Source organism: Thiomicrorhabdus heinhorstiae, from assembly GCF_013391765.2.
Taxonomy (GTDB): domain Bacteria; phylum Pseudomonadota; class Gammaproteobacteria; order Thiomicrospirales; family Thiomicrospiraceae; genus Thiomicrorhabdus; species Thiomicrorhabdus heinhorstiae.
Genome location: NZ_JACBGI020000005.1, coordinates 96,796 through 114,604 on the forward strand (window position 1 = coordinate 96,796; position 17,809 = coordinate 114,604).

General features: G+C 47.5%; 21 protein-coding genes. 17 read left to right on the forward strand and 4 right to left on the reverse strand.

Annotation, left to right across the window (positions count from 1 at the left end; genetic code table 11):
• Window positions 1–43: 43 nt before the first annotated feature.
• Complete coding sequence (locus H8792_RS04875) at window positions 44–1,255, forward strand: YeeE/YedE thiosulfate transporter family protein (protein ID WP_185977805.1); 1,212 nt, start codon at window positions 44–46, stop codon at window positions 1,253–1,255.
• A 287-nt stretch (window positions 1,256–1,542) separates the two neighbouring features.
• Here the strand turns inward: H8792_RS04875 and H8792_RS04880 are convergent, their stop codons facing one another.
• From H8792_RS04880 to H8792_RS04895, 4 genes are all read right to left on the reverse strand, one after another.
• Window positions 1,543–2,307: an elongation factor-1 alpha gene (locus H8792_RS04880; RefSeq protein WP_185977806.1), complete on the reverse strand. Its 765-nt coding sequence runs from the start codon at window positions 2,305–2,307 to the stop codon at window positions 1,543–1,545.
• Between the two features lie 170 nt (window positions 2,308–2,477).
• Window positions 2,478–3,164 (reverse strand): Ni/Fe-hydrogenase, b-type cytochrome subunit, encoded by a 687-nt coding sequence (gene cybH / locus H8792_RS04885; RefSeq protein WP_185977807.1) that lies wholly within the window; start codon window positions 3,162–3,164, stop codon window positions 2,478–2,480.
• Window positions 3,165–3,233: 69 nt separating this feature from the next.
• The gene (locus H8792_RS04890; protein ID WP_185977808.1) at window positions 3,234–5,069 is read right to left on the reverse strand and encodes a nickel-dependent hydrogenase large subunit; all 1,836 of its coding nucleotides are present in this window, start codon (window positions 5,067–5,069) and stop codon (window positions 3,234–3,236) included.
• 2 nt (window positions 5,070–5,071) lie between these two features.
• The gene (locus tag H8792_RS04895; RefSeq protein ID WP_185977809.1) at window positions 5,072–6,157 is read right to left on the reverse strand and encodes a hydrogenase small subunit; all 1,086 of its coding nucleotides are present in this window, start codon (window positions 6,155–6,157) and stop codon (window positions 5,072–5,074) included.
• A gap of 360 nt (window positions 6,158–6,517) precedes the next feature.
• On the opposite strand from H8792_RS04895, the gene H8792_RS04900 reads away from it, so the two are divergent.
• The 16 genes from H8792_RS04900 to H8792_RS04975 all read left to right on the forward strand — a co-directional run.
• Window positions 6,518–7,210 (forward strand): HyaD/HybD family hydrogenase maturation endopeptidase, encoded by a 693-nt coding sequence (locus tag H8792_RS04900; RefSeq protein ID WP_185977810.1) that lies wholly within the window; start codon window positions 6,518–6,520, stop codon window positions 7,208–7,210.
• Window positions 7,210–7,542 (forward strand): HypC/HybG/HupF family hydrogenase formation chaperone, encoded by a 333-nt coding sequence (locus H8792_RS04905; RefSeq protein ID WP_185977811.1) that lies wholly within the window; start codon window positions 7,210–7,212, stop codon window positions 7,540–7,542. Before H8792_RS04900 ends, H8792_RS04905 begins: the two co-directional genes overlap by 1 nt.
• Window positions 7,523–7,933, forward strand: a complete 411-nt coding sequence (locus tag H8792_RS04910) for a thioredoxin domain-containing protein (protein ID WP_185977812.1) — start codon at window positions 7,523–7,525, stop codon at window positions 7,931–7,933. Before H8792_RS04905 ends, H8792_RS04910 begins: the two co-directional genes overlap by 20 nt.
• A gap of 1 nt (window position 7,934) precedes the next feature.
• The gene (locus H8792_RS04915) at window positions 7,935–8,804 is read left to right on the forward strand and encodes a hydrogenase expression/formation protein (RefSeq protein WP_185977813.1); all 870 of its coding nucleotides are present in this window, start codon (window positions 7,935–7,937) and stop codon (window positions 8,802–8,804) included.
• Window positions 8,791–9,030 (forward strand): rubredoxin, encoded by a 240-nt coding sequence (locus tag H8792_RS04920; protein ID WP_319558457.1) that lies wholly within the window; start codon window positions 8,791–8,793, stop codon window positions 9,028–9,030. The genes H8792_RS04915 and H8792_RS04920 overlap by 14 nt, the downstream gene beginning before the upstream one ends.
• A gap of 2 nt (window positions 9,031–9,032) precedes the next feature.
• Window positions 9,033–9,671 carry a [NiFe]-hydrogenase assembly chaperone HybE gene (hybE, locus tag H8792_RS04925; RefSeq protein WP_185977815.1) on the forward strand — a complete coding sequence of 213 codons (639 nt, stop codon included), beginning with the start codon at window positions 9,033–9,035 and terminating at the stop codon, window positions 9,669–9,671.
• Window positions 9,671–10,720 carry a hypothetical protein gene (locus tag H8792_RS04930; RefSeq protein ID WP_185977816.1) on the forward strand — a complete coding sequence of 350 codons (1,050 nt, stop codon included), beginning with the start codon at window positions 9,671–9,673 and terminating at the stop codon, window positions 10,718–10,720. The genes hybE and H8792_RS04930 overlap by 1 nt, the downstream gene beginning before the upstream one ends.
• A gap of 42 nt (window positions 10,721–10,762) precedes the next feature.
• Window positions 10,763–11,095, forward strand: coding sequence for a hydrogenase maturation nickel metallochaperone HypA (hypA, locus tag H8792_RS04935; protein WP_185977835.1), 333 nt, complete (start codon window positions 10,763–10,765; stop codon window positions 11,093–11,095).
• A 2-nt stretch (window positions 11,096–11,097) separates the two neighbouring features.
• Window positions 11,098–12,000 (forward strand): hydrogenase nickel incorporation protein HypB, encoded by a 903-nt coding sequence (hypB, locus tag H8792_RS04940; RefSeq protein WP_185977817.1) that lies wholly within the window; start codon window positions 11,098–11,100, stop codon window positions 11,998–12,000.
• On the forward strand, window positions 11,997–13,478 hold the full coding sequence (locus H8792_RS04945) for a sigma-54-dependent transcriptional regulator (RefSeq protein WP_185977818.1): 1,482 nt from the start codon (window positions 11,997–11,999) through the stop codon (window positions 13,476–13,478). Before hypB ends, H8792_RS04945 begins: the two co-directional genes overlap by 4 nt.
• Before the next feature lie 75 nt (window positions 13,479–13,553).
• Window positions 13,554–13,874: a HypC/HybG/HupF family hydrogenase formation chaperone gene (locus H8792_RS04950; RefSeq protein WP_185977819.1), complete on the forward strand. Its 321-nt coding sequence runs from the start codon at window positions 13,554–13,556 to the stop codon at window positions 13,872–13,874.
• Complete coding sequence (locus H8792_RS04955) at window positions 13,864–14,595, forward strand: D-sedoheptulose-7-phosphate isomerase (protein WP_228766951.1); 732 nt, start codon at window positions 13,864–13,866, stop codon at window positions 14,593–14,595. The genes H8792_RS04950 and H8792_RS04955 overlap by 11 nt, the downstream gene beginning before the upstream one ends.
• A gap of 1 nt (window position 14,596) precedes the next feature.
• The gene (gene hypD, locus H8792_RS04960; RefSeq protein WP_185977820.1) at window positions 14,597–15,736 is read left to right on the forward strand and encodes a hydrogenase formation protein HypD; all 1,140 of its coding nucleotides are present in this window, start codon (window positions 14,597–14,599) and stop codon (window positions 15,734–15,736) included.
• On the forward strand, window positions 15,733–16,788 hold the full coding sequence (gene hypE / locus H8792_RS04965) for a hydrogenase expression/formation protein HypE (RefSeq protein WP_185977821.1): 1,056 nt from the start codon (window positions 15,733–15,735) through the stop codon (window positions 16,786–16,788). Before hypD ends, hypE begins: the two co-directional genes overlap by 4 nt.
• A 78-nt stretch (window positions 16,789–16,866) precedes the next feature.
• Window positions 16,867–17,529, forward strand: a complete 663-nt coding sequence (locus tag H8792_RS04970) for a hypothetical protein (RefSeq protein WP_185977822.1) — start codon at window positions 16,867–16,869, stop codon at window positions 17,527–17,529.
• Between the two features lie 63 nt (window positions 17,530–17,592).
• Window positions 17,593–17,809 (forward strand): hypothetical protein (locus H8792_RS04975; RefSeq protein WP_228766952.1); only part of this gene is annotated, 217 nt, incomplete at its 3' end.

The following is a 17,809-nucleotide window of genomic DNA, read 5'->3' on the forward strand; positions in this document are numbered from 1 at the left end:
ATTGCAATCGATAAAATGGCCTTCATAATCATTGGAGGTTTGTATGTTTTTTACCATTTATCACAGTGGAGTTCGAAGCCGTAGGGGCAAAGAATTTGTTGCGGCTTTGTTTGTTTTGTTCGGCTTGATTTGGTTGGCAAAATCGGTTGGAAATATAGGCTTGTTGATCTTGGGTATCGCACTTGGTGTCGTGTTTCACTATTTTAGTTTTGGTTTTGCCGGTTTTTGGCGGCAGGCTATTCTGGAAAGAAAAACGATAGGAATGCGTTCGCATCTGCTCTTGCTCGCGATAGGTGCTGTTCTATTTTTTCCTTCTCTGGCTCTTTTGCCAAATTTGGGATTCGAGGTGTCGGGAGCGATCCGGCCTTTAGGGCTGAATGTCTTAATTGGAGCTTTTGTTTTCGGCGTAGGAATGACATTAGTCGGTAGTTGTTCTTCTGGAACATTACGGCAGATGGGGGCGTTGAACTGGCGATTTTATTATGTCTTTTTGTGGATGATTATCGGAGGAACTGTAGCCGCTGCACAGATGGATTTCTGGCTTGAACTTCCGACTCTAGGGACTTTTTCAGCAGCGATCGATATTCCTTGGTATTTTGGGTTGCTTATGCATTTAGCGGTTATTCTGGGATTGTATTATCTATTGTTACAATGGGAGCGGTCTGAATTCGATTCGGTTGAGCCTTTGTGTAATAAAGAAAACCGCTTATTTTTGTCTCCTTTAGTGCTGGCGGCGCTTCTTCTGGCAATTTTGAATTACCTTATTCTACTAGTCAGTCAATACCCTTGGGCAATCAGCTGGATTTTTCCCAAGCTGGGTATTCTGGGAATTCAGGCGTTATCTCTGCCGATTGATTGGGAGTTCTGGGAGTTTGTAGGGCAAAATGAAGTTGCTCTATCTAAGGGTGTTTTGGATGATTCGATTATGTTGACCAGTTTAGGAATGGTTATTGGTGTTTCTCTTGCATTTTGGGGGCAGGTTTTTCTATATGGAAAAGAGAAGTCAGAAATTAGTGAGTCAAAATCATTTTGCGGTGGTTGTGAGCAAATTAAGTCATTGGCGTTAACGGCTATTACTGGTGCTTTAATGGGCTATGGTGCTGTCATTGCATTTGGTTGTAATGTCGGTGGTTTTTTCAGTGGGATTATTTCCGGTAGTCTTCATGGCTGGTTGTGGATGTTTTCGGCCTTGTTGGGAATGACTCTTACACTGTTTGTGGGGCGACAATTTCGAAGTACCAAAGCACCAGCATAGTAAGATTAAATTTTAGTTTAAAGTATTTGCTTATCGGCTGAAGAAGTTTGCTTCTTCAGCCGATTTTTTATTGGGTGATTGGGTGAAATTTTAATTATTTTAAAAGACTGCCCCCAGCGTTTTGGGAAAAAAGGCCCGTGTGAAATGAAGAGCACTCAAAGGGAGAGTCGGGCCGAAAGGGAAATACGATTGCAAATCGCAACCGACAGGAGAGGGCTCCAGGTTTTGAATGCCAAATGCTCAAGCTTTTCGAACATTTTGTTCAGAGTCTAGACGGAGTTTCTCGTTCAGTTTTCGTCGTACCATGTGTTCTGGACAGCTGACTTTTTCTTCATCGGATAAATCCACATTTGGTACAAAGAAGTAAATAGCATGACTGAGGACGCAACGCTGTAACCAAATCCGCCGATGATTACAAACCAGGCGAAGTTAGGGTTGATTTTGGTCAGCCACCATGCGCTGATGTCCATAATCAGAAATAAGAATGGGAAGATAATTAGTCCAGCCTTGAGCCATTTATTAAATCCGACCGCTAAGGAAAATATAAAGCCGACAAAAAAGAAAATGAATGAAATCCCGAAAAGATGTATGTGAGAGACTCGGGTAAGGTTTTCTACTGAAGCACCTTTGTCAGCTTGCGCCAGTTCGGAAATGGTTTCAAATTGGCTTATATTGGGTAGGGTCGGCATATGGGCGTGGCACATGGCACAGCGTTTTTCGACAATAGGTTTTACATTGGCTTGCCATTCGGTTTTATTTGCGCCTTCACGTGCCCATTTAATGATGACAAGTCGTTCTTCCGGTGGAGCTTTGTCTTTCATTGAACCGTTTAATTTGCTTTCAATTTTTGAGCCGTTCGGGTTGCCGTAATAGCTATAGACGATATCGTCCACCGAGATGCCCCATTTTCCATCGGCCATGCCGTGGGTGAGCATGATTTGCAGCCCTGCCATGAGGAGTCCAAGCCCGACAACCAAAATATAGCCGGTGAACAGCGCCTTAACGGGAATGGATAGGCTGGGAAGATTGAACCAGGAAAGTTCTTTTTTCATTTGAGTTGGAGTTCCTTTGTCTCTTTTCTGAACGTTTTACATAAAAAAGAACATCCAAAGCTTAATCGGGTGGTTAAGCTATGAATGTTCAAGGGGTCGCCGAGGAGGTAGACCAGATAAAACGAGGAAGTTGTTTTTGAGATGCTTATTTGCTTATGATGGAAGCGCTTTTATCTTTTGTCTTTAAAATAGCGCCAACCACTGATCATTGTGCTCACCATCGACTGGCGGGACATGATGTCTTCGCGGATTGCGACATAGACATGCGCAATAACAAAGACGGTAATGATCCATAGTCCGAGCCTGTGCCATGAATGTACATCCTGGCTTTGTCCAAAGACTGGGATGACCCATCCAAACAGGCTGTTTGCCCAACTCCCTGGTCCTGTGCCTTCACCGTAAAGTGCGAAACCGGTAAAGATCATCAGGATCGAGCCGAGGACGAACATAAAGAACATCGCAAGCTGTGCCATTGGGTTATGACCTTCATGTTTTGCTGGTTCGCTTTTCAGGAACAGATACCATTTCAGTTCATCAATAAAGCCTTGCCACCATGAAGCTCGCCAAATGGGAACATAAAACAATTCACGCGCGTGATGGTTTCCGAAAAATGCCCAATAGATGCGTCCGGCAAAGCCGATCGCAAAAATGTAGGCAGCGCTGAAGTGCAAAAAGCGAATGGTTCCCATTAGGTAGTGATCGGAAGCTTCTCCGCTCATCGTAGGCAAAGGATTGCCAATGAAATAGCCGGTTACGCCTAGTACAATAATGGCCAGCATATTGATCCAATGCCATAGTCGTACTGGAGCTTCGTACACATAAACTTTTTCTACACCTGTTAAGTTTGTGTCACTCATTAGAGTTCTCCTGTTTCGTTAGTCACATGCATCCAGCGTTAACTTCCGGATGCATGCTTTGTGATGTCGTTAGCGAACTTTGACCACTGCCATTTCTTCGCCTTCCTCACTCATGACGTGTGTTGAACAAGCCAAGCATGGGTCAAAGCTATGAAGCGTTCGAAGTACTTCGACAGGTTCATCCGGACGTTCCATAGGGGTTCCCATAAGAGACGCTTCAAAAGCTCCAATATTGCCTTTGACATCACGAGGGGAACCGTTCCAGGTTGTCGGTACGATACACTGGTAGTTTTTAATTTTGCCTTTCTCTATAACAATCCAGTGTGCTAGGGCGCCACGAGGTGCTGCCACAGTTCCGACACCTTTAGCATGATCAGGCCAGCTGGAAGGTTCCCATTTTTCGGTATTGGCTGTGCTGGTGTCGCCATTTTTAATGTTGCTGATCAATTGATTGAAGTCATCCAGCATCATGTCACCACAATATTCGGATTCCAGAGCACGGGCTAGTGTTCGGCCTATGGTTGATCCTAGGAAAGCTTTCAGGTCTGTAATGTCCTGATGTCCAGGATCAAGTAGGCGGCAAACGGCGTTAAATCGTGCCAAGCTGGTGTCGACCTGATTTTGAACGTACTTCACTCCGTGAACATAAGCCAGGATGTAACGTGCAAGAGGTCCAACTTCAACCGCGTGACCTCTCCAGCGAGGAGATTTAATCCACGAGTACTTCGCTGATTCATCGATTTCGACAATGTTGGTTCTTGTTCCTTTGGTTTTTGAACCTAGTTCATAGTTTGGTTCGGTAATCCCGTCCCAAGGGTGAAGTCCTTTGGTTTCATCAGGGTATGTGTACCAAGAGTGAGTAACAAACTCCTGAACTTGATCTGGATCTCTCGGGTCAACTGCGTGAATCTTTGACCAGTCACCGTTGATAATTGCGCCACCAGGAAGTTGATCAGTCGATTTATCGTAAGGAACTTTCGGATAGGCGCCATAATCCATTACGTCGGTTGCTGACAAGCCTCCTCCGAATAGCCAATTACGGTAGAAGGCTGCGATGGCAATAACGTCAGGAACATAAACATTCGTGTTAAAAGTTCGGGCTTCTTCAATGCGAGCTTTTACAAAATTCAAGCGCTCCATGTTGATCGGAGCGCCGGCTGACATATCACCATCCATATTGATTGCACAAGGAACTCCGCCGACCATGTAGTTTGGATGAGGGTTTTTACCACCGAAAATGGTATGGATTTTGACGACTTCTTTCTGGAAATCCAGTGCTTCCAGATAGTGGGTAACTGCCATAAGATCTGCTTCAGGAGAGAGTTTGTAAGCAGGGTTATCCCAGTAACCATTTTTAAAGATTCCAAGTTGGCCCGAGTCGACGAATTTCTGAACTCTTGTTTGAATGTCTTTAAAATAGCCCGGACTTGACAGAGGGTGGTGAGGTGATACTAGCTTCTGTAGCTCAGAAGTTGCCTTCGGGTCTGCTTTCAGAGCATTGACCGGATTGACCCAGTCCAAAGCATGTAGGTGATAGAAGTGTACAACGTGGTCATGAACCTGAAGTGTTTTGGCCATGATCTCGCGAATCAGAGAGGCGTTGTGCGGGATTTTGATGTCCAGAGCATCTTCAACCGCACGTACCGATGCCAAAGCGTGACAACCGGTGCAGACCCCGCAGATACGCTCTACAAAGGCCCATGCATCTCGAGGGTCTCGTCCTCGTAAAATTACTTCCAGACCACGCCACATAGTTCCTGTTGAAACGGCGTTTTGGATGACGTTATTTTCGTCGACGTTGATTTCACAACGCATGTGGCCTTCGATACGCGTAACAGGATCAATGACCACGCGTCGCCCGGAGTTATCCATCTTGTAGTTGTTTGGTGTATTTAATACGCTCATTGTTATTTATCTCCTTTCTTTTGAGCGGCTTTTACGGCGCTCATTGCTGCATGGGCGACAGCGGCTGCACCGACAATGCCGACGGCGGTTTTACCAATATCATCTGCGGTCGCTTCGATACCAAACGCATTCATATCCGTATCACGTGAATAGAAAGATCCTTTGTCCCAGAAGCCGTCTTCTGAGCAACCAATACAGCCGTGACCAGCTTGAATAGGGAAGGAGGTTCCTTCATTCCAGCGGACTGTTGAACAGGCGTTATAGGTTGTTGGTCCTTTACAGCCGACTTTGTATAGGCAGTAACCTTTGCGGGCGCCTTCGTCGTCCCACTCTTCTACGAATTGGCCAGCATCGAAGTGTGGGCGGCGATAGCATTTGTCGTGAATACGCTGTGAGTAGAACATTTTCGGACGGCCCTGACGATCCAATTCTGGAATTCGGTCGAATGTTAGCATGTAGGTAATAACACCGGTCATGACCTCGGCAATTGGAGGGCATCCAGGTACTTTGATAATTGGCTTGTCGTAACCGCCGCCAAGGAATTTGTGTACTGGAGTGGCTTGCGTCGGGTTCGGCTTTGCGGCCTGTACGCATCCCCAGGATGCGCAGGATCCCCAAGAGATAATTGCTTTAGCGTCTTCCGCCATCCATTTCAATTGTTCAGAGAAAGGGCGTCCACCGATAATGCAGGACATACCATCTTGATTCAGAGGAGGGTTTCCTTCAACTGCAAGAATGTAGTTCCCTTTGTACTTTTCTTTGATCTCTTCGAGGATAGCCTCTGCTTGATGACCTGCGGAGGCCATGATTGTGTCGTCATAATCCAGAGAGATCATTGATAACACAACGTCTTTTGCCAATGGATGTGCAGAGCGGATAAATGATTCCGAGCAGCAGGTACATTCCAAACCGTGCAACCAGATAACCGGTGTACGTGGTTTGGTTTCCATCGCATGAGCGATTTTGTTTGCGTAGGCAGGCCCAAATCCCAGTGCTGCAGCCGTGAGGCTGCAGTATTTCAGAAAGCTGCGGCGCGTAATTCCCTGGCGTCGCATGACTTCGTAGAATGTTTCAACTTGTGATGACATTAGAGATCCTCATTATTTTTTACATTGAAATTGATTAGATCTAGCGGACATAAGCCAGAAACAAATGTTTTCTGTACATATGTTGGTTGTTCGAAGATAGCTGTGCTGATGCCAGTTTATGAAAATCGTATATATTTCAATGACTAACTTGTATTTTGCTTAGGATTTAAAGAAGTTTTTCTGGAAGCTTTGATTCCGAATTATGATTTTTTTGAAAATAAAGTTATCAATTTTGGAGAGTTAATTGTTTTCTTCTATAAGAGGTAATAAAGAAAGCATAAGTTTTTTTGATTTTTAGTTTGGATGAAAAAAGCTATGATTTTAAAAAAGTGAAAATTAAATTACCGATTTGGAAAGTAAATGAAAACTTTAATTTTAGGAATAGGCAATTTGCTTTGGGCAGATGAAGGCTTTGGTATTCGTTGCGTTGAGCATATGGATGCAATCTATGCTTTTGATGGTTCTGTCGAACTTATGGATGGTGGGACTCAGGGGATCTATCTGGTTCATCATGTCCAAGAGGCCGATAACCTGATTATTTTTGATGCAGTCGATTATGGGATGTATCCGGGAGAAATTCGTGTCGTTGTGAATGATGCGGTTCCGAACTTCATGGGATGCAAAAAAATGAGTTTGCATCAGACTGGTTTTCAGGAGGTTTTATCTACTGCGAAGTTGATGGGGGGTTATCCAAAGAAACTTGCCTTGATTGGTGTGCAGCCTAAACTGCTGGAAGATTTTGGTGGGTCGCTGACTTCTGAGGTTAATGAGCAGATTGGTCCTTGTGTTGAGATCGCTATGCGCTTTCTTGAGAAATGGGGGGTGGAGTACATGCGCAAAGAGAGTTTAGAAACAGATTTGGTAACCAAAGAATTGAATAAAACCAAGTATGAATCCGAGCGGCCCCCCGAATGGATGGCAAGCCGAATCGGTGATGAGAGAGTTCTGGTGAGCGAAAATTATCGATTGAGAGAAATGCCTCTTTATGAAGGGATTAGCAATGTGAAACCTATCCCCGTTGATGGAAGAAAGCTATTTGAAGGATCGGAGTGATGTGTATTGGTGTTCCGATGGAAATTTTATCTTGCGAAGGTCTTGTCGCGCATTGCTGTAATGAGGAGGAAAGACGTGAGCAGGAAGTGGATATGTCATTGCTTGGAGAGCAACCGGCCGGTACGTGGGTGTTGGTATTTTTGGGGGTTGCTAGAGAGGTGATAGAAATGGATGTTTTGGATCAGGTTTTGAGCGCGAGAAAAGCAATGGCAGTTGCTCTGGAGGGCGGGGATGTAGATGCCTTTTTTGCCGACTTGATTGATAGAGAGCCCGAATTACCAAACTTTCTAAAAGAAGAGAAGAGAGAGAACAGTGCCAAGAAGCTTAATTAATAAAATTATTGAAGATCAGGCTTTGACACGCTTGACTGAAGAAATTTATCAGGATTTTGTCGACTCCAAGCCGGTCAGTATGATTGTTTTTATTGGTGATCCAAAGCGTTACCAGGAAGCAAATGACTTGATTGTCGTTGTGCCAGAGTTGATCAAGGCTTTTCCTGGAGTATTTTCTGTTGGGGTCGTTGACGAAGAAAGCGAACGTACTCTGGCGCAAAAGTATGGAATTACTATGTGGCCGGCATTGGTTTTTCTGAAAAACGGAAGGTATGTTGACATGATTGCTCGAATTCAGGATTGGTCTGAATATATGAATGAAATCCCAAAAATTTTAGATAAGGTGCCGACTTTTGCACCTTCCATCGGTATCGGCATAGAGGTGAAATGAGATGTCACAGTATAGAGAATTAAGTATTCCTGTTTCAGTGGTAGGTCCAGGCTCTCAGCCAGACAGCGAGGATGGAATGGTTTTGGATTATATGCCGATGCCGAATGATATGAGTGTATTCCATGCTCCGGTAATTATGGATGATAGCTTGCATCATTATCCTCAGGCTGAAGGTGTGATTGAACAAGTCAAGACATCTCTGCAGCAGGTTCAAGAAACAGGAGAATCTGTGCTATTGGATTTGGGATCCTTGCCTGGAGATGACCTTGACTTTATTAATCGCTTTTTTGGAGAGGGAGAGGTATCGCTAATCTTTAATCAGAGGGATAGTGAATACCGAATTCAAGAAACGGTTCTGGCGGGAGTCTGGCGAATCGCAGGTCGCCATGCTGGCAGGCCATTTCAAGCGATTGAAATCGGTTTGATCCCGGATATCGTTTCCAAGCATACATTCGAGGATGCTAAAAACTCGGTGACTCTCCCAGACGTTTTGCCGGAAGGAATTATTAATGCGCCTTCGTTATTAACTGAGTTGGACGAAAAATCGAAAGAATACTCTTATGGAGATGCTGCACACATCGTCAATTTGACTCTTTTGCCCCAGTCTCCCGAAGATTTACAGCTGTTGGGTGACTCTCTTGGCGAAGGACCGGCTGTTTTCTTGAGTCGAGGTTATGGCAGTTGTCGTGTTACCTCGACGGGCTTAAAAAATGTTTGGTGGGTTCAGTATTTCAACTCTGAAGACAAAATGATTCTGAATACGATTGAAGTCGTTGATGTGCCGATTGTGACGCAAGCGTCGCTTGAAGATATCGAAGATAGTCATGAACGAATTGCTGAAATGTTGGAGTCCGTCCGTGTTACACAATAATTCGAAAGGGTTTGAAGGCTCTTATCTGGGAGACGACTCGCAGATCAATGAAGCCACAAGAATGGAGTGCAAAATCTGTTGGTATATTTACGATCCGGCAATCGGTGACGATTTCTGGCAGGTTCCGCCCGGAACGCCGTTTTCGCAATTGCCTCCCGAATGGCGCTGTCCCGACTGCGACGGCGAAAAAGACCAGTTTATGGTTCTGACAGAAGAGGATACTTGATTATGGATGCTCGAAACCTGATAACCCCTGATTCCCAACCAATCCACTTTTCACCAACGGAGAGCTTTGATGTTAACCGTTGGAAAGAGCGAGTAGAAAGTTATTTCGAGAAAGTTTATCAGGGAAGTATGAAGGAGCTTCCGATTGTCAATACAAGACTATCCGTTGGTTTTGCGAGCCTGAAAGAAATCTGCACCAATATTTATTTGGGGGCGATGGTGTCGCCGTGGTTTGTCAATTTGATTTTTAAAATCGTTGATGAAGAGGGGACTGATCGTCATCATCAGCTGTATAAAGCCGGTTTGGGGGAAACGGTTCTGGTCAAATTCCCTTCCGGCGATTATGAATTTATCGTCAATCACGAAGCGGAACTTGGCTACTTTTATACTTGCTCTCTGGTTTCGGACACCCACGTGTTTGAAAATCAGGAAGTCGCGGTTTCACTAGCGGATCAGTGCTTGAGATTGGTGTTTGACACAGCGGCTAAAGAGCCAGATCTGTTTAAACCTCAGAATGAGGAGCGGTCTATGAAGCAGAAAAATAAAGTCGAAAAACCTGAAGAGAAAAGAGAGTCTGTGATTTCCAGAAGAAAGCTGTTCGGGCTGGATGCGTTAGCCGGTGAAACTAGTGAGAGTATCTGATGCAAGGTGAGGTTTATATTCAGAGAGAGCCTTTGAGCGTAGAGTCGAAAAGACCTTTCCGCTTGCAGTCGATGTGTGTAAACCGCGAACCGCAGCAAGTGGTTCAATTTGTCGGATTGGCTTACCAGCTATGCGGTCGGGCGCAGACATTTGCGTCGCAACTGGCGCTGTCGCCTTTAGGTTCGTTATCGTTGGCGAATATGCAGAAATCGGTCACTGTCGAGGCTATGAAAGAGCATTATCTGACGCTAGTGCAATTGCTGCGTTATCTGGGTTTGTGTGACGCGGCGGAAGCCGGCCGCTTGTTACAGGGAGTCGGTCAATGGCAGAACAAGTTGGATGATGACAATCGGTTAATTGATGTGATCGCTGATGCCTACAAGCAATATGGCATTGAGCTGTGCAGCCTTTCCGGCGCGATCGTTCTTCCCGGATCATGGGCTGAACAGTTGATGATGCGCTTGCTGGAAGTGGAAGAGTCGTTTTTTCATTTTAGCTCATTGGATTTGCCGTCCGGTTTACACCGCTCACTGTGCGAAGAAGGGCGAAACGGATTGATTGATATTGAACGGTGTCAATGGTCGGGTTGGGTAAAATCGCCGGTTCGCAAGGGCGACGTGTACGAGAACAGCGCCCTTTCCAGAATTGAGGCTCAAATTGAATTAATGGACTTCAGAATCGGTCTGCCTCTGGTTGATCGTGTTCGTGCTAAGTGGTTTGATGCTGCAGTTTTCTGGCAATCGCTCGGTTGCGGAAAAAATGATTATGAACGGCCGGTCTTCGGCGTGAACCGATCGGGTGATACCTGCCAGAGTTGGGTTGAAACCGCCCGCGGGCGTCTTTATCACTTGGCGCATGTCGAATCCGGCAAGGTGACGGATTATGCGATTTGTGCGCCGACCGAGTGGAACTTCCATCCGGACGGGGTGGCGAAACAGTTATTGAACGAGCTTTCGAAGCAGGTTTCAGACAGCAAGCGCTGGGAAGAGTTTGCGGCTTTGTGCGCTCAAGTGATAGACCCCTGCGTGCCGGTTCGGTTCGTGGCGTAAGTATAAAAAGAGTATAGAAATAGGGGGGCGATTGTGCATGAGATGTCTATTTGCGAAGGCGTTGTTCTTTCTTTGGAAAGCGAAGCGCAGAAACAGCATTTTCAGAAGGTAAAAAAAGTCTGGCTGACCGTGGGAGTCTTTTCCGGTGTCGAAATCGATGCACTTCGCTTCGGTTGGGATGTGGTAACCCGTAATTCGATCGCCGAAGGGGCCGAATTAATTGTGATTGGAGAGCAGGGACAAGCCTGGTGTATGGGATGTTCCAAGCACGTACAGATCGAAAACCGTTATGATGATTGTCCTGCCTGCGGTAGTCACCAACTGCAAGTTACCGGCGGGGAAACACTGAGTATTAAAGAGATAGAGGTAGAGTAAATATGTGTACAGTTTGTGGCTGCGGAGAAGGCGAAGTCTCCATTGAGGGCGTTCACGCTCATACTCACGATCATGCGCATGATCATAGTCATGCTCACAGCCATGATCATCAGCATGGTGAAAATGGAGATCTGCATTACGGGCAGGGGCCGGCACACGCGCACGCTCCAGGGATGAGCCAGAGCCGAATGATCGAGATTGAACAGAATATTCTGTCGAAAAACGACGAATACGCTCACGAAAATCGCCATGCTTTCGGGCACAAGGGTTTGTTTGTTCTGAATCTGGTTTCCAGTCCGGGATCTGGTAAAACGACTTTGTTGACGCAAACTGTCGAGCGCTTGAAAGACAAGCTATCGGTTGCGGTGATTGAAGGCGATCAGCAAACGGCTAATGATGCCGACCGAATCCGTGCAACCGGCGTGCCGGCAATTCAGGTCAACACCGGTAAAGGCTGTCATCTGGATGCACACATGATCGGACATGCGATTTCCCATCTTGGGGTGGAAGATTACGGGGTGCTGTTTATCGAGAATGTCGGCAATCTGGTCTGCCCGTCGGCTTTTGATCTGGGAGAAGACCATAAGGTTGCGATTCTTTCGGTGACTGAAGGGGAAGACAAACCGATCAAATATCCGGATATGTTTGCGGCGGCGGATCTGATGGTACTCAACAAAGTCGATTTGTTGCCTTATCTGGATTTCGATGTCGATGCCTGTATCCAATATGCGCAAAAAGTAAACCCGAACATTGAAGTGTTGCTGGTTTCGGCGAAAAGCGGCGAAGGTATGGACGAATGGCTGAATTGGCTGATTTCGCACCGTAACCACAAGTTGAGTCAATTTGCCGCCCGCATGCAATCGCAGGTCAAGGCAATCGAATCGGCATTGGATGTCAGCCTATGATTCTAGAACAACCAAGTGTACTGGTCGTTGACGACGACGAAAAATCAGTCGCTACCCTGAAGCGGACGCTACGCAAGGATTTCAAGGTCTATACCGCCTTGTCTGCCGAAGAGGCTGAAGAAATCTTGCGCTTCGAATACATTCAGGTTCTGGTGTGCGATCACCGGATGCCGAAAGAAACCGGGGTGTCGTTTTTAATTCGTGTTAAAGAACAGTGGCCGGATGTCATTCGGGTGTTGCTGTCCGGTTATTCCAGTCTGGAAGACACAATTCGTGGTGTGAACGAAGCCGGGATTTATCAATATATCGAAAAACCGTGGCAGCCGGAGCAGCTGATCCATACCTTAAAGAACGCAGTGGAGCTGTTTGAGCTGCAACGCGAGAACCGTCTGTTATCGGTGGAATTGAAAGTTGCGCCGAGTGCGCTTGAAAAAGAAGTCAAGCAGAAGAAAGAGCAGTTAAAGAAAACCTATGGTTGCGACGAAATCGTGCGCACCGAGAATGGCCTGCTGGACAAAGTGATTCAACGGGTTTGTCAGATTTCTTCGTTCGATTTTCCGGTTCTGATTACCGGTGAATCCGGGACGGGAAAAGAGTTATTTGCCAGAGCGATTCACTATAACTCACCTAGAGCAGATGGTCCTTTCCTAGCTGAAAACTGCGGGGCTTTACCGGATCAGCTATTAGAGAGCGAATTGTTCGGTTATAAAAAAGGCGCTTTCACTGGAGCCTATATGGATCATGTCGGTCTGTTCGAGCAGGCCAGTGGCGGTACGCTGTTTCTGGACGAGGTTGGTGAAATTTCCCAGTCGTTTCAGGTCAAGCTGCTGAGAGTTTTGCAGGAGGGTGAAATTCGCCCGCTGGGTCACTCCAAACCGAGAAAAGTCGATGTTCGCATCGTTGCGGCGACGAATCGCAATCTGGAAGAAGAGGTTAAAGCCGGTCGTTTCCGTGAAGATCTGTTTTATCGTCTGGTCGGTTATGTGGTTCAACTGCCTTCTCTGCATGAACGGAAGGAAGATATCCCGTTGTTGGCAAATGCCTTCTTGAAGCATCTTTGCGAGCAATATGCCCGCCCGTTCGGTGGTTTTACCGATGAAATGATGCAGTGCCTGATGGATTACCGCTGGCCGGGTAACATTCGTGAATTGCAGAACGAGATAGGACGCAGTTTTATGATGACGCCGCAGGGTGAACCTTTGCGTGCCGAGTTCTGTTCGCCGCGTGTTTTGCGCGCCGCTCCGGAAGACATGGAAATGGAATTGGAGTGGGTGTCCGGCGTCAACGGATCTCTGAAAGAAAAAGTGGCGCAGATCGAAGAGCAGATCATTCGCGAGGCATTAATCCGCTTACGTTGGAACAAAACCAAAGTGGCCGAAGAACTTGGTTTGTCCCGCGTTGGATTGCGTCAAAAAATGGAACGCTTCGGTATCACCGAAAATCATGGTGGCGAAGCGGTCAGTGAAAAGGTCGGATAAACATCGATGGTGATGTCATTCGATCGGACAGTCAGAACCCGTAAATAGAAAACAGAAGAAGGGGGAGGAGTTGAGATGTGTTTAGGAATTCCTGGGCAAGTGGTTGAAATAACCGATGAGGAACGTCAGTTGGCGATGGTTGAAGTTTCCGGCGTCAGGCGAGAAGTGAATGTTGCTTGTGTGGTCGAACCCGGCGCACCGGTAGACAGTTGTATCGGATACTGGGTTCTGGTTCATGTCGGGTTTGCCATGAGCCGGATCGACGAGGAAGAGGCGGCCAAAACGCTGGCGATTCTAAAAGAGCTCGGCGAAGTCGACGAAGAATTGGATGCCATGAAGGAGAGCGAGCAGTCTCTTCGTCAGACGCCTCCGGAGGGGGAACGCCATGCAGGATAAATCAACCGACAGCATTCTCAGCGGATTTTATCCCTTTGCCGGGGACAAAGCCGCTGCGGCAGTGCCGACAGAGACTTCTGCCGAAATGGGCACAGCGTCTTTTGGGCTCTCCGACGAAACACTTGCCGCTGCAATGCAGCAGAAAGTCGAAGAGAGTGTTCAAGTCAAGCTTGCCTACTTTAAATCACAGGAAGCTAAATTGCTGATGGCAGCTAAATGCATTGCTGATGTTTACCGTGGTGACAGCAAAATGTTCTCAATGGGGAATGGCGGTTCCAGTTGCGATGCCTCGCATCTTGCCGTGGAATTTCTGCATCCGATCACAGCCGGCCGGCCGGCGCTTCCAGCAATCAATCTTGGGGCGGATTCCACCATGATTACTGCTGCAAGTAATGATCTGGGCTTTAACAACGCTTTTGTCAGACAGTTGATAGCTCAGGCAAGAAGTGGTGATGTTTTAGTCGGTTTTTCTACCAGCGGCTGTTCCGAAAATCTGATGCAGGCATTTTCCAAAGCCAAAGAGCTGAAAATGCATACCATCGGTTTTGCCGGGATGGACGGAGGGGTTATGGCAAAAAGTCCCGATGTGGATATTTGTCTGGTCGTCGACAGTATGAGCATTCACCGCATTCAGGAAAGTCATTTGACGACGTACCACATTTTATGGGATCTGGTTCATTCGCTTTTGGCGGATGACCGCAAAAAACAGGTTGGGAAATAAGATGAAATATGTCGACGAATTCCGTAATGGAAAACAGGCGCAGGCCATCGCGAAAAGAATCGCCGAACTGGTTAAGACATTGCAGGTTTCCAAGCAGCGTCCGTTGCAGTTTATGGAAGTGTGCGGAGGCCATACCCATTCGATCTTTCGTTATGGTCTGGCACAATTTTTACCGGAAGAAATCGAGTTTGTTCACGGGCCGGGTTGCCCGGTGTGTGTGTTGCCGATGGGCGTGGTTGATGATTGTATTTCGATTGCCGAGCAACCGGGTGTGATTTTCACGACCTTCGGAGACGCCATGCGAGTTCCCGGTTCGAAAAAAAGTCTATTGCAGGCAAAGGCCGAAGGGCACGATGTCAGGATGGTGTATTCGCCGTTGGATGCTCTGCAGATTGCCAAGCAGAATCCGCAGCGTGAAGTGGTCTTTTTCGGTTTGGGGTTTGAAACCACCATGCCAAGTACGGCTTTGACCCTTCAGCAGGCGGCAAAAGAGCAGGTAAAAAATTTCTCCCTGTTTTGCAACCACATCACCATTATTCCCACAATCAAAGCGATGCTGGATTCGCCGGATATGCGTCTGGATGGTTTTTTGGGGCCGGGGCACGTCAGTATGGTCATCGGTTCTCAGCCGTATGAGTTTATTTCCAGAGATTACCACCGCCCATTGGTCATTGCCGGTTTCGAACCGCTGGACATCCTTCAGTCGGTTTACATGCTGGTCAAGCAGTTGGTCGATGGCCGTTGTGAAATCGAGAATCAGTATGAACGCATTGTTCCGCAGATGGGAAATGAAGTGGCTTTGAGATCGATTGGGGATGTGTTCGAACTCCGCGAATTTTTCGAGTGGCGCGGCATGGGCTCGATCGATCATTCCGGAGTGCGAATTCGTGAAAAATATGCCGATTTCGATGCTGAACGTAAATTCTCCATGCCGAGACTGAAAATCGCCGATCCGGATGCGGCGCAGTGCGGTGAAGTGGTTACCGGAGTGATCAAGCCTGAACAGTGCAAATTGTTCGGTAAATCCTGTACGCCGCAAACCCCGATTGGTGCCTTAATGGTTTCGACCGAAGGCGCCTGCGCCGCTCACTACCACTACGGACAAATTGAGATTCCTCTTTCCCAGGTTGTAAGTCGATGAAATCAATAGAAAATTTGAAACAGACACTGATCGGGCGTTTTGGCGATCAGGTCATCACGCTGGCCCACGGTAGCGGCGGCAAAGCCATGCAGCAGTTAATCGATGAGGTGATTCTGCCGTTTTTCGGCAAGCCATCGGATTCGCCGCTGGAAGATCAGGCAAGACTGCCGCTTCCGCAAAGCGGTCGTCTCTGTATGACGACGGATTCGTATGTAGTGACGCCGATTCGCTTTCCCGGCAGCAGTATCGGGCATCTGGCCATCAATGGAACGGTAAACGATCTTGCCGTATCCGGTGCGCAGCCGCTGTATTTGAGCTGCGGTCTGATCATCGAGGAAGGGCTGGCGTTTGCGGAGCTGATTGAGATTTTGGCGGACATGGCCGTTGCGGCGCAAGCAGCTGATGTACAAATTGTGACCGGCGATACTAAGGTGGTGGATCGCGGCAGTTGCGACAAGCTGTTTATCAATACTGCCGGCGTTGGTGTGCTGGCGGTTGGAATGGATTCAGGTATTACGCACATTCAAACCGGGGATAAGGTGTTGATTAACGGTGATATCGGTGATCACGGCGTCGCCATTCTGGCCGCGCGTGGCGAACTGGCTCTGGAAACGACGATCGAATCCGACTGTGCCGCCCTGACGACCTTGATTCAGTTGCTGCTTGCAGAAGGCATTCCCGTACATGCGATGCGTGATGTAACCCGCGGCGGTCTGGCAACGGTGCTGAACGAGTATGCTCAGGGAGCCGGGGTCGGCATTCTGATCGACGAAGGGCAGATTCCGATCAAACAGGAAGTCCGCGGCGTTTGCGAAGTGCTGGGTCTGGATCCTTTGTATCTTGCTAACGAGGGCAAGGTTGCGCTGGTTGTTCCGGCGGATTTTGCCGAGCAGGCGTTGCAATTGATGCGCAGCCATCCATCGGGCATCAATGCGGCGATGGTGGCCGAAGTGGTAGATGACCACAGAGGTCGGGTGGTTATGCAGTCTGATTTCGGTGGCAAGCGTGTGGTCGATATGCTGGTCGGAGAGCAGCTGCCGAGAATCTGTTAAAGCCAACTCCGGTCTGGACAAGGCCGGTTCGATTACCCTTCAGATTGAAAAATCTGTTTAAAAAAAGAGAAACTGAGCATGGAATTCGGTTTACTGATTATTTTTTATTATGGCATTCTGCACGCATTCGGGCCGGATCATCTGATGGCGATCGCCGATTTTTCGATTGGGCAGAATCGCAGAAAAACCTTGATGTATACGGTGGGTTTTGCAGTTGCGCATGGCCTGACCCTGTTCCTGTTTGCGAAAATTCTGCAGCAGATGGACATTCCGGAGGAGATTCTGGCTTATGGTGATGTGATTGCATCGGCAGTGATTATCGGCATCGGGGTGTATCTACTGTTTCTGGTCGTGACCAACCGCATTCAGTTGCATCAGCACCAGCACGAAGGCGTCACTCACACCCATATCTGGTTCGGTCGTTCTCATTCGCACGAGATGCCGGAACAGAGTATCGAACAGAAAACGCGTCTGGCCTCGGCAATCTCACTTGGTACTCTGATGGGAATCGGCGGCATTCGGGGGATGCTGATCACTTTGGCTGCCATCTCTGGCCAGTCGGTTTCTTTGCTCATGGTCGCCAGTTTTTCGTTGGGTGTGTTGCTGGTCTTTCTGGTCTTCGGGCTTTTGATTGCATTTGTGAATGAAAACCTGCTAACGACCAGACGCAATGTCTGTACCGCTTTCTCTATTGCCGGGGTCGGTTCGATTCTGATAGGCAGCAATTCGTTGTTCTTTTAGGCGGGAGCAATTCACGATTCTTTCAAAACGTCTACATAAATAAAAATACCTTAAGGATACTTTATGAAAAGCTTGAATTATGTGCCGATTGCCTGCTTGGCAATCTCGGCTCAGGTTTCTGCGCACGAAATAAAAGAGCCGAAACCTCTGGAGCTGGAAGCGGTCGAGGTTGACGGTCACTATCAATCCTATATCGGCGAGTCGCTTTCGACCTCGGAAGGGGTGATCGGTGATGGTGAAATCAAAAAGCGTCCGCTGTTGCGAGTCGGAGAGATTCTGG